This window comes from Bradyrhizobium sp. SZCCHNS2022, from assembly GCF_032377575.1.
Classification (GTDB): domain Bacteria; phylum Pseudomonadota; class Alphaproteobacteria; order Rhizobiales; family Xanthobacteraceae; genus Bradyrhizobium; species Bradyrhizobium aeschynomenes.
This window is the reverse complement of the sequence record NZ_JAUHHZ010000001.1, coordinates 1,088,167-1,100,445: the sequence shown is the minus strand read 5'-3', so window position 1 is coordinate 1,100,445 and position 12,279 is coordinate 1,088,167. Positions and strand designations below refer to the sequence as shown.

Here is a 12,279-nt window from a genome sequence, read left to right as displayed (position 1 = left end):
TCACCACCGGTAGCTCGCAACGCTCTTGCCGGCATAGGAGCGGGTCACGGCGGAAAACTCGCCTTCGAACGTCGCGGCGAGCGCGATGCCCTTCCGCCAGTTCATCTCGGCAGAGACCGTCGTCAGTGCCATATCACGCGCTCCGGCCGCGCCGTTCACCACGAAGCTTGCTCCGGGCAACGCCAGGAAGCTGGCCCACGCGGCAGTATCAGGGTTGAAGTCACGCGCCCATGCGGCGCGACCACGCAAGGTGAGCAAAGCATCGTTCACGGCAAAGGATTTGCCACTGCGCACGCCGAGTTCGGTCCGCGGCGACGTGATGGTGCTTGCCAGATAGGACAGCGCGAAACTGTTGGCGCCGGCGGTGACGGCCTCCGCGTAGCCGGGAAGGCGCGTGATCGTCACCTGTGCGGCCGCATAGGGCGTCAGGTCGAGGCCGCCGAACCAGGGCGTATCGAAGCGGCTGCCGCCTTCGAGACGGCTGGCGAAACTGCTGGCGCGGAAGCGCGCGCGCAGCTGGTCAATGCCCGAGATGGTGAGCGTGCGATCGGTCGTGACGTCATGCCAGCCATAGGCGGCGGCCACGCCGACATAGGCCGGGCCCGCCATGTGCTTGATGTATGCGCCGGCCTGGAACATGTCGCTGCGCCCGGTGCCGCCGGCGGCCACGTTGAAACTGGTGGCGCCGCCCGCCAGCGCAAAGCCGGCGACGGTCGATGGCGACAGCCAGTGGTCGGCCCCCGCCGCGGCGCCAAACATGCGGCTGGTGGCGGTGCTGGATCCAACCGGCCCATTGCCGTCGGTGGTCTGGCCACCGCCGAAGCCTGCGGCCCAGGTTCGCCAACGCGCCTCGAATGGCGGTGCATGCGGCGCAGCTTGGGCTTTCAGGCCGAATGTTTCACCGACCGTGCCACGGAGCGGGACGCTGGCATAGGCGCTCGCGAGACCGGTGGCATCGGCCAGGTCCCTTGCGGTCGTCTGGTTGCGGCTGCGGTCGGCGGCGGCAACATCAGTCATCGCGGTCGTGAACTGCGTGAGCGCGCGCACCATGGTCGGCCGCACCGCGGTGGCAATCTCGCCGGAGGCCTGCGTCAGCGCCGGCGCGGTCAGCCCGCCATAGACCAGCGGAATGCCGCCATGGCTATTGAAGGCGTTGACCAGCGCGTTGGCGACGTTGGTCTGATTGATGGTGAAGCCGGCGTTGGACGGAGCCGTATAGGCCAGCGCGAGATCGAGATAGACGTTGTTGGCGTCGTAGCTCAGGCTCGACTTGAATCCCGATGGCAGACCGCTGTTCACCACCGAGCCGAAGGTGCCGGTGATGCCCCCGCCGGCATTGACGATGGTGTATTGCTTGGCGACGTAGCCCCCGGCCGCAGACGACACACTGACCGTGGCGCCCGCCAGCGTCGCCGTTCCCGAAACGTTGACGCGGTCAGCACCGGCCGGGGATATCTCGACCATGTAGGACGCGGCCGCAGTGAACGTCAGACTGCCGTTCACGGTCAACAGGCCGACTGAATTGCCGGGGGCGAGTGCGCCGCCGTTGATCATGGTGCTGCCGACGGTGCCGTTGCCGCCGAGCGTGCCGCCGGCATTCACGGTAACCGCCGAATTGGCGATCGAACCGTTCACCGACAGCGTGCCGCCATCGATCAGTGTTGGTCCGGTATAGGAGCTGGCGGCGGTCAGGATCGTGGTGCCGGCCTCGACGCGCACCGATCGCGTCCCTGCCCCGCTGCCGATGATGATTGGGGCGAAAGTGTAGTTCGTGCCGGTATGGTTGAACACGATCTGGCTGGTGCCGACACCGAGCTGGACCGAGGCCACGCTGAGCGTCCCGGGCGCTGTGGCCGCCTCGCCGAGGCCGGCGCCGATATTGAGCGTGCTGTTACCGCTGGCGTAGTGGCCGAGGATCAGGTTCGGCCCCGACACCGTGGCGCCGTTGCGAATGGTGAGCGTGCCGACACCCCTGTCACCAATGAAGATGTTGGCGCCATCGGTCCAACTCGATCCGATGCCATCCACCGTGATGGCGCTGACCCCGGTGGAAGCAAGGCTCGATCCAACCGTGGCGCTGATCAGTTTTGCGCCGTTGCTGATGGTCAGGGTGGCCTGGCCGTCCCAGCCGACATACAGATTCTTGATGATGAAGGTGGAGCCGGCGCCGTCGATCGTCACTCCGCCGATTCCCCCGGGCCAGTTGCCGATCCAGACAGTATCGCCGACGGTCACCGCGGCGCCGTTGCGGATGCTCAGCGTGCCCGTACCATGGCTTCCGATGTCCAGTGATCCGCTGGTGCTCCAGGTCGACCCGGCGCCATCGACGGTCACCGCCCCGGTTGCGCCGGCCTGGCCGCCGATCGTGCCTTGCGTAGCGCTCAAGGTGCCGCCATCCTGGATGGTCAACGCGCCGGCGTTGGCATCGCCGACCTTCACGGCCGTGGCCTGCGCGCCGGCCGTCCCGATCACCGCCGCGTGGCCGGCCGTGTCGATCGTCGCGCTGGTCGCGCTGGTTGGAACACCACCGGACCAGTTGCCGGCGTTGAACCAGTCGGTCGACGTGAGACCGGTCCAGTCGACGGCAAGGGCTGGCGTGGCCTGCACCAGGACCGTTCCCAACGCGATGGATGTTGCCGCCAGGCCTTGTGCGACAGGCAATCGGGAGAAACGCGCCATATGGTCCATACGCTCCACTGATGGAGCGCGAATCTAAGATAACTGATCTAATCAAGTATGAACTATAAGTTACAACTTTTCCGCGTAGTTGCACGGATGAGTAGCAAAGCGTTCGATGATGGGCACCGCGCGCACCCGGTCTCGTCGAGATGTTCGTGTTACAGCGACACGGCACTTGCTCGCAACGACGCGAACAGATCGTAGTCGCCCGTAGATCCCATAGGTGGCGAGTGGTCAGAGTTGAGCTTGCGACCCCCCACTTGCCCGGAGGATCAACAATGCCTGTCGAACGCCGGCACGGTTCGGCTCACCACCTGTAACGCGCGACGCTCCTGCCATTGTAGGCTCGGGTGACGGCGGAAAACTCGCCTTCGAACGTCGCGGCGAGCGCGACACCATTTCGCCAGTTCACTTCGGCCGAGACCGTCGTCAATGCCACATCACGCGCCGCGGTCGCGCCGTTCACCACGAAGCTTGCGCCGGGCAAGGACTCGAAGCTGGCCGAGGCCGAACTGAAGGGATTGAAGTCGTGCGCCCAGGCGGTGCGGCCGCGCAATGTCAGCAGCGCATCATTTACGGCGAAGGACGTGTCGCTGCGCACGCCGAGTTCGGTGCGCGGCGCGGTCACGGACTTCGCAAGGTAGGACAGTGCGAAACTGTTGGCGCCGGTGGTGACGGTTTCGGCATAGCCGGGGAGACGCGTGGCCGTCACCTGCGCGGCGGCATAGGGCGTCAGACCAAGGCCGCCTAGCCAGGACGGAGCAAAGCGGCTGCCGCCTTCGAGACGCGCCGCAAGACTGCTCGCCCAGAACCGCGCGCGCAACTGATCGACGCCCGAGATGGTGACCGTTCGATCCGTCGTGACGTCATGCCAGCCATAGGCTGCGGCTGCGCTGACATAGGCCGGGCCTGTAACGTGCCTGATGTAGGCGCCGGCCTGAAACATATCGGTACGTCCCCCGCCACCGGCGGCCACGTTGAAATTGGTGCCGCCGCCCGCCAGCGCAAAGCCGGCGACCGTTGCCGGCGACAGCGAGTAGTCGGCCCCCGCCGCCGCGCCAAACATGCGGCTGGTGGCGGTGCTGGATCCAACGACCGCGTTGCCGTCGCGGGCTTGGCCACCGCCGAAGCCCGAGGCCCACATGCGCCAGCGCGATTTGAATGGCGGCTCACGCAGCGCGGCCCTCGCATTCGAGCTGAATGTGTCACCGACCGTGCCGCGGAGCGGGACGCTGGCATAAGCGTTCGCGAGATCGGCGTCATCGGCTGGACCAAGCGCACTGGTCTCATCGCGGCGGCGATCGACGGCCGCAGCATCGGTCATCGCGGTCGTGAATTGCGTGATCGCGCGCACCATGGTCGGCTGCACCGCGGTGGCTATCTCGCCGGAGGCCTGCGTCAGCCCCGGCGCGGTCAGCCCGCCATAGACCAGCGGAATGCCGCCGTTGCGGTTGAAGGAGTTGACCAGCGCGTTGCCGACGTTGGCTTGATTGATGTTGAGGCCGGCGCTGGGCGGAGCGATGAAGGCCAGCGCCAGATCGAGATAGGCGTTGTTGGCGTCGTAGCTCAAGCTCGACTTGAACCCCGACGGCAGATTGCTGTTCACCACCGGCCCGAATGTGCCGCTGATTCCGCCACTGGCATTGACGATGGTGTACCGCTTGGCCACATAGCTTCCGGCCGCAAACGACGCATTCACCTTGGCGCCGGACAACGTCGCCGTTCCCGACACGTTGACGCGGTCGGCGCTGGCAGGCGATATCTCGAGCATGTAGGACGACGCCGCGGTGAACGATAGACTGCCGTTCACGGTCAGCACGCCGATCGAATTGCCGGGCGCCAGTGTGCCGCCATTGATCATGGTGTTGCCGACGGTGCCGTTGCCGCCGAGCGTGCCGCCGGCGTTCACCGTGACGGCAGAAGCGGCGATCGAACCGTTCACCGACAGCGTGCCGCCATTGATGATGGTCGGTCCCGTGTAGGTGCTGGCCGCGGTCAGGATCGTCTTGCCGGCCTCGACGCGCACCGTTCGCGGCCCTGCGCCGCTGCCGGTGATGACGGGGGCGAAAGTGTAGTTCGTGCCCGTGTGGTTGAACACGATCTCGCCATTGCCGCTCCCCAGATCGACCGAGGCTGCGCTGAGCGTTCCAGGCGCTGTGGCCGCCTGGCCGACGGCTGCGCCGATACTCAGCTTGCCGACCGAGCCGGGCTGGTAGGCGAGGAACATGGTCGAGGCCGAGACGCTGGCGCCATTGCTGACAGTCAACGCTCCGATGCCGCCATAGCCGACATGGAGATCCGCGCTGTTGGTCCAGGTCGAGCCGGTCCCATCCACCGTCACGGTACCGGTCGAGCCGGGCTGGATGGCGAGGGAGCCGAAGACGTTGCTCACAGCAGCGCCGTTGCGGATGGTCACCGTGCCGCTGCCTTGGCTGCCGATGCCGAGATTGCCGCTGCTGATCCAGTGCGAGCCGGCGCCGTCCACGGTTGCGGTGCCGACTGAGCCCGATGCGACCCCGAGATAGCTGTTGCCGCCAATGCTGACGCCGCCGCCATTCAGGATAGCCAGCGTCGCACTCCCGCCGCTGCCGACATACAAATCGCCGGCAGTCGTCCAGCCCGAGCCGGCGCCGTTCACCGTCACGGCGCCGGTGGAGCCGGGATTGATGGCGAAAACGCTCATGCCGCTGGTGACTGTGCCGCCGTTTTGGATCTTCAGGGATCCGTTGCCGGCTGAGCCGACATACAGCTCCGATCGGTTGGTCCAGGTCGAGCCGACGCCATCCACGGTGACGACGCCGGTCGCGCCGCTATCATTGCCGACAAAGCCGTACTCATTCGTCACTGCGCCGCCATTGCGGATAGCCAGCGTACCGTTCCCGGTGGAGCCGACGAGCAAATCGGAGGTGTTGGTCCAGGTCGAATGGACGCCATCCACGGTCACGACGCCGGTCGCACCGTTATCAAGGCCGACATAACCGTAGTCATTGCTCACGGCGCCGCCATTGCGAATGATCAGTGTGCCATTGCCGGCGTTCCCGACAAGCAGATCGGCGCTATTGATCCAGCTTGAACCGGCGCCATCCACCGTCGCGCTGCCAATCGAGCCCACATTGTCGCCGATGACGCCGAGGGTATTGTTGATGGTGCCGCCGCTCTGGACCATCAACGCGCCGGTTGCTGATACGCCGACCCTCAGATCGGTCGCCTGCGCGCCGGGCGCCCCGACCAATGTCGGGTTGGGCGTGATGGTGTCGATCCTCGTGCTGGTCGTGTTGTCTGGAACGGTGCCCGTCCAGTTGCCGGCGTTGAACCAGTCGGTCGACAGCAGGCCGGTCCAGTCGACGGCACGGACAGGCGTCGTCTGCGCCAGGACCGTTCCGAGAATGATGGATGTTGCCGTCAGGCCGTGACCGCAATGCGATCTGAAGAAACGCGCCATCTGGTCCATGCGCTCCGCTGATGGAGCGCGAATCTAGGACAACTCGATCTAATCAAGTGTTAACTATACGTTACAACTTTAGCGCGTAGTTCTCCGGAGAAATCGTCGCGTCGCGCGTAGCCCGTGGTCGTAGCCGGATGAGCGACAGCCGGCGCGCGCGAGCGCGAAGGCGACAGCGACATCCGGGCTACATGCTACTGCGGCTACGAGGCTACGGCAGACGTCACTCGCTCTTGTCGACGTTCCAGAACACCGGCACCGCCTGCCCCTCCAGCACGCCGCTGATCGACTTGCGCCAAGCGCTCGGCATGAACCATTGGCCGAGCGGCACGTAGATCACCTGCTCATAGACCTCCTGCTGAATCTCGGCGGCGATCCGCTTTCGATCCTCGGGCGTGGTGGCCTTGGCGAAGGCATCGCGGAGCTCCTCCATCTTCGGATCGTCGGGCCAGCCGAACGGGCTCTTCTGGCCGCGCGCGCCGACGAAGGTGCTGCCGATCGGGTTGCCGGAATCGGCGATCACCGAGTTGGTGAAGAACATGTTCCAGCCGCCCTCCTTCGGCGGCTTCTGGCTGGCGCGCCGGGTCACCACGGTCTGCCAGTCCGTCGTCTGCAGATCGACCTTGAATCCGGCCGCGCGCAGCAGCTGCGCGGCGATCACCGGCTGCGCCTTCAAGGTGATGGCGTCGCCGGGGGCGAGAATCACCACCGGCGTGCCGTCATAGCCCGCCTCGGCGAGCAGCTTCTTGGCCTGCTCCATGCCGTTGCCCTTGACCAGCGTCTCCGAGCCGACGTCGGCTTCCAGCGGGGTGCCGCAGCCGAACACGGCGCCGCAGATCTTGTAGTACTTCGAATTGCCGACCAGCGCGTCGAGCACGTCCTTCTGGTTCAACGCCAGGAACGCCGCCCGGCGAATCTTCACATTGTCGAACGGCGGAAACAGGAAGTTCATCCGGCCGAGCGTCTGATAGCCGAACTTGTTCAGTACGTTCATCTTGATATCGGGATTGGCGGCGAGCAGCGGCTCAAGATCGAGCGGCGGAAACTCCATGAAATCGACATCGCCGGACTGCAGCGCATTCACCGCTGTCTGGGCGTCCGGCATCGCGATCCATTCGACGCGATCGACCTTCACGACCTTGCCGCCGGCGGTCCAGCTCGGCGGCTCCTTGCGCGGCACGTAGTCGGTGTTCTTCTCGTAGACCGCCTTCACGCCGGGCTGAAACTCGGCCTTGACGAACTTGAACGGGCCGGAGCCGATCTGCTCGGAGATCTGCTGGTTCGCCGGCGTCTCGGCCAGACGCTTCGGCATCATGAACGGCACGTAGGACGACGGCTTGCCGATCGAGTCGAGCACGAGGCCGTACGCCTCCTTCAGCTTGAGCGTGATGGTCTTGGCATCCGTCGCCTCGAGCGAAGCTGTCGCCTCCATCAGCTTCTGGCCCATGCTGTCGTTGCGGCTCCAGCGCTTCAGCGAGGCCACGCAGTCCTCGGCGGTGACATCAGCACCGTCGTGCCATTTCAGGCCGTCGCGCAGGGTAAAGGTGTAGGTCAGCTTGTCGTCCGACACCTTCCAATCCGCCATCTGCGGCTGGACCTGGAAGTTGGCGTCGGTTCCGAGCAGGGTGTCGTACACCATGTAGCCATGGTCGCGGGTGATGTAGGCCGGCGTGAACACCGGATCGATCACGCGGAGATCAGAGTGCATCACCGCCGTGATCGTCTTCTTGCCGGCAGCGAAGGCTTTGGTCGTCATTCCCGCCGAGACGGCAAGGGCCGCAGCGACGAGACAGGACACGAGCGCGGATGACGTCCGGCGCGAAGGATGTGGCATGCGATCTCTCTTGACGTGAGCTTTCATCAGGCGGCCCTGACACCGACCAAGGCGCGGCGAGCGCTTGCATCGCGTCCGCAGACGCTTAGGCAACGCCCGCAGAGACTTGCAGCAGTTCCACCGCTCGTCAATTGTCTTGGCCGCATGGGCGCGCAGCAAAGCCGGCACGGGCTGGCAGTGAGCCGATAGTGTCCCGCCAGCTGGAACTCTGCACCGGCTGCTCCGTTGAGAGCGCGACCAGGAGCATGACGATGCCGATCGAAACCACCGAGCCTCAGGGCAATCGCCGCCCTGCCGCACCGATGCCCACCAGCAACAAGCCGTCGCGGGATCAACTCACGCCGCCGCTGATGGTGGATGGGTTGGAAGCCGTTCGTGACACGCACTGCTGAGCGCCGTTTGCTCCAGCCATTGACGGCGAAGAGCTCGGACGCAAACAGCTCGCAAAAACAGCGCGGCGGGTCCCCCTCGCCGCGCTGTGCATTCGACTGCCGGTCGTGATCGCCACCGGCCGGCGACTTAGTCCTTCTTCTCGATGTTCCAGAAGATCGGCGTGGCCGGGCCGTCGAGCACGCCGGTCAACGTCTTGCGCCACACGCTCGGCTGCAGATACTGGCCGAGCGGCACATAGATCACGCGCTCATAGTTCAGCTTCTGGATCTCGGTCGCGATCTTCTTCTGCTCCTCGGGCGACGATGCGCGTGCATAGGCGTCACGCAGCTTCTCGATATCGGCGTCCTCGGCCCAGCCGAACCAGCCGCCCTTGGTGCCACGGCCGCCGACCGACACGTTCGCCACGGGATTGGCGACGTCGGCGCCGACCCAGTTGGTGAAGAACATGTTCCAGCCGCCCTCCTTGACAGGCTTCTGGCTGGCGCGCCGCGTCACCACGGTCTGCCAGTCGGTCGCCTGCAGGTCGACCTTGAAGCCGGCCTCACGCAAGAGCTGGGCGGCCACGACGGGCTGCGCCTTGAGCGCGATCACGTCGCCGGGCGCCATGATCGCGATCGGCGTGCCGTCATAGCCGGATTCGGCGAGCGCCTTCTTCGCTTCGGCCATGCCGTTGCCCTTGATCAGGGTCTCGGCCCCGACGTCGGTCTCCAGCGGCGTGCCGCACACGAACACCGCGCCGCAGACCTTCTGGTACTTCGGATTGCCGACGAGCGCGTCGAGCACGTCCTTCTGGTTCAGCGCGAGGAACGCCGCGCGGCGCACCTTCACGTTGTCGAACGGCGGGTTCAGGAAATTCATGCGGCCGAGCGTCTGATAGCCGAACTTGTTGAGCACCTCGGTCTTGAGCTCGGGGTTGGCTTCCAGCACCGAGAGCAGCTCGTAGGGCGGCGCCTCCATGAAGTCGATGTCGCCGGACTGCAACGCGTTCGCTGCGGTCTGGGCGTCTGGCATCGTGATCCACTCGACGCGATCGACCTTCACCACCTTGCCGCCCGCCGTCCAGCTCGCCGGCTCCTTGCGGGGGACGTAGTCGGTGTTCTTCTCGTAGACCGCCTTCACGCCCGGCTGGAACTCCGCCTTGACGAATTTGAACGGACCCGAGCCGATCTGCTCCGCGATCTGCTGGCCCTGCGGCGTCTCGGCAAGGCGCTTGGGTATCATGAACGGCACGTAGGAGGACGGCTTGCCGATTGATTCCAGCACGAGCCCATAGGGCTCCTTCAACTTGAGAACGATGGTCTTGGCGTCCGGCGCCTCGAGGCTCGCCGTGAAGTCCATCAACTTCTGGCCCATGCCGTCATTGCGGCCCCAGCGCTTCAGCGAGGCGACGCAGTCCTCGGCCGTCACCGGTGCGCCGTCATGCCACTTCAGGCCGTCGCGCAGGGTGAAGGTGTAGGTCAGTCTGTCGTCCGACACCTTCCAGTCCGCCATCTGCGGCTGGATCTTGAAATTGGAATCGGTGGCGACCAGCGTGTCGTAGACCATGTAGCCGTGGTCGCGGGTGATGTAGGCCGTGGTGAAGCCGGGATCGATGACACGCAGATCCGAATGCATCACTGCGGCGATGGTCTTCTTGCCGGCGGCAAGTCCTTCGGGCGCGAGCCCCGGCGCTAACAAGACGGCGGACGCAACAAGCCATGACGCGAGCGCGGAACGGGCCCGACGCGAATGAGGTGACATGCGATCTCTCTTGACGTGACGGGGTGAACGACGGCCTCGACGTGATCGAGACACGGCGACCGCTGGGCGTCGCACCATCATTTCCACGGGTCTGCGCCCAGCGTTCATTCCGCGCGCGAAGAGTTGCAACAGTTCTCGCGCCCGTCAATCGGCTTTGCTGCCGCCCGCGCAGCAGCCGTGCATCCGGTTACCAGCTTCGCTCCCGCAAGGTGAGCGAAGGCGCAGAGTTGCTATTTCTACGGGCGAGATCAGAAGGACGCAGCACCCGCCGTCCTGCCGCGCGGAATATGCCGATCGACGGCGGGCACGCTGCCGCCCCGCGGCGCGGTTACTTCGTCCACCCGAACGATCGCATAGAAAATGCGGCGGAGTTGCCTCCGCCGCATGGTCGTTTGCAGGAGAGTGAGCGACCTACTCGCTCTTGTCGACATTCCAGAAGACCGGGGTGGCCGGGCCGTCGAGCACGCCGCTCAGCGATTTGCGCCAACCGCTGGCGTTGAGGTACTGGCCGAGCGGAATGTAGATCACCTTCTCGTAGTTCTGCTTCTGGATCTCGGCGGCAATCTTCTTCTGCTCCTCCGGAGAGGACGAGCGCGCATATGCATCGCGCAGCTTCTCGATCTCGGCGTCTTCGGCCCAGCCGAACCAGCCGCCCTTGGTGCCACGGCCGCCGACCGACACGTTCGCGACGGGATTGGCGACGTCGGCGCCGACCCAGTTGGTGAAGAACATGTTCCAGCCGCCCTCCTTCACAGGCTTCTGGCTGGCGCGGCGGGTGACCACCGTCTGCCAATCCGTTGCCTGCAGGTCGACCTTGAAGCCGGCCTCGCGCAGCAGTTGCGCCGCCACGACGGGCTGGGCCTTCAGGGTGGTTACGTCGCCCGGGGCCATGATTGCGATCGGCGTGCCGTCATAGCCGGATTCGGCGAGCGCCTTCTTCGCTTCGGCCATGCCGTTGCCCTTGATCAGGGTCTCGGCCCCGACGTCGGTCTCCAGCGGCGTGCCGCACACGAACACCGCGCCGCAGACCTTCTGGTACTTCGGATTGCCGACGAGCGCGTCGAGCACGTCCTTCTGGTTCAGCGCGAGGAACGCCGCGCGGCGCACCTTCACGTTGTCGAAGGGCGGGTTCAGGAAGTTCATGCGGCCCAGGGTCTGGTAGCCGAACTTGTTGAGCACGTCGATCTTGAGCTCGGGGTTCGCCTCCACCACCGGCAACATGTCGTAGGGCAGGTTCTCCATGAAGTCGATGTCGCCGGACTGCAGCGCGTTCACCGCGGTCTGGGCATCCGGCATCGTGATCCACTCGACGCGGTCGACCTTCACCACCTTGCCGCCGGAGGTCCAGCTCGCCGGCTCCTTGCGCGGCACGTAGTCGGTGTTCTTCTCATACACCGCCTTCACGCCCGGCTGGAATTCCGCCTTGACGAATTTGAACGGACCCGAGCCGATCTGCTCGGCGATCTGCTGGCCCTGCGGCGTCTCGGCGAGACGCTTCGGCATCATGAAGGGCACCAGCGACGACGGCTTGGCAATCGACTCCAGGACGAGCCCATAGGGCTCCTTCAACTTGAGAACGATGGTCTTGGCGTCCGGCGCCTCGAGGCTCGCCGTGAAGTCCATCAGCTTCTGGCCCATGCCGTCATTGCGGCCCCAGCGCTTCAGCGAGGCCACGCAGTCCTCGGCCGTCACCGGCGCGCCGTCGTGCCACTTCAGGCCGTCGCGCAGGGTGAAGGTGTAGGTCAGCTTGTCGTCCGACACCTTCCAGTCCGCCATCTGCGGCTGGACCTTGAAATTCGAATCGGTCGCAAGCAGCGTGTCGTAAACCATGTAGCCATGATCACGGGTGATGTAGGCGGTGGTGAAGCCGGGGTCGATCACGCGCAGATCAGAATGCATCACCGCCGTGATCGTCTTCTTGCCGGCAGCGATGGCCTGGGTGCTCAGCGCCGTCGAGAGCGAAAGCATGGAAACGGCGAGGCTCGCAGCGAGCGTCAGACGTTTCCAGCGCGGGATGTGGAACATTACGAAGTCTCCTGGAGGATGATTTGACCTGAAACTGATCAGATTCAGATCATTCGTTGTGCGTGAAGATCATTCCTTGTGCGAACTAACACGCTGTAAGTCGTGAGCTTTCGACACTTGCAGAGGTCGTCTGTCGCGTCAATCCGCATTCAGCGCATGCCCGCTG

6 protein-coding genes are annotated in these 12,279 nt (G+C 65.1%); 1 reads left to right on the top strand and 5 read right to left on the bottom strand.

All coding sequences use genetic code 11. The features are described 5' to 3' along the window. From QXZ94_RS04820 to QXZ94_RS04810, 3 genes are all read right to left on the bottom strand, one after another. Positions 1 to 2,607, bottom strand: a complete 2,607-nt coding sequence (locus QXZ94_RS04820; protein ID WP_315719471.1) for an autotransporter domain-containing protein — start codon at positions 2,605 to 2,607, stop codon at positions 1 to 3. Between the two features lie 379 nt (positions 2,608 to 2,986). Next, positions 2,987 to 6,121 (bottom strand): autotransporter domain-containing protein, encoded by a 3,135-nt coding sequence (locus tag QXZ94_RS04815; RefSeq protein WP_315719470.1) that lies wholly within the window; start codon positions 6,119 to 6,121, stop codon positions 2,987 to 2,989. 223 nt (positions 6,122 to 6,344) lie between these two features. Then, positions 6,345 to 7,955 carry an ABC transporter substrate-binding protein gene (locus QXZ94_RS04810; protein WP_315719469.1) on the bottom strand — a complete coding sequence of 537 codons (1,611 nt, stop codon included), beginning with the start codon at positions 7,953 to 7,955 and terminating at the stop codon, positions 6,345 to 6,347. Positions 7,956 to 8,206: 251 nt separating this feature from the next. Between QXZ94_RS04810 and QXZ94_RS04805 the strand changes: the two genes are divergently transcribed. Beyond that, the gene (locus QXZ94_RS04805; protein ID WP_315719468.1) at positions 8,207 to 8,347 is read left to right on the top strand and encodes a hypothetical protein; all 141 of its coding nucleotides are present in this window, start codon (positions 8,207 to 8,209) and stop codon (positions 8,345 to 8,347) included. Positions 8,348 to 8,474: 127 nt separating this feature from the next. Here the strand turns inward: QXZ94_RS04805 and QXZ94_RS04800 are convergent, their stop codons facing one another. Then, complete coding sequence (locus tag QXZ94_RS04800; RefSeq protein WP_315719467.1) at positions 8,475 to 10,088, bottom strand: ABC transporter substrate-binding protein; 1,614 nt, start codon at positions 10,086 to 10,088, stop codon at positions 8,475 to 8,477. Between the two features lie 411 nt (positions 10,089 to 10,499). Continuing rightward, positions 10,500 to 12,113: an ABC transporter substrate-binding protein gene (locus QXZ94_RS04795; RefSeq protein WP_315719466.1), complete on the bottom strand. Its 1,614-nt coding sequence runs from the start codon at positions 12,111 to 12,113 to the stop codon at positions 10,500 to 10,502. Between the last annotated feature and the right edge of the window lie 166 nt (positions 12,114 to 12,279).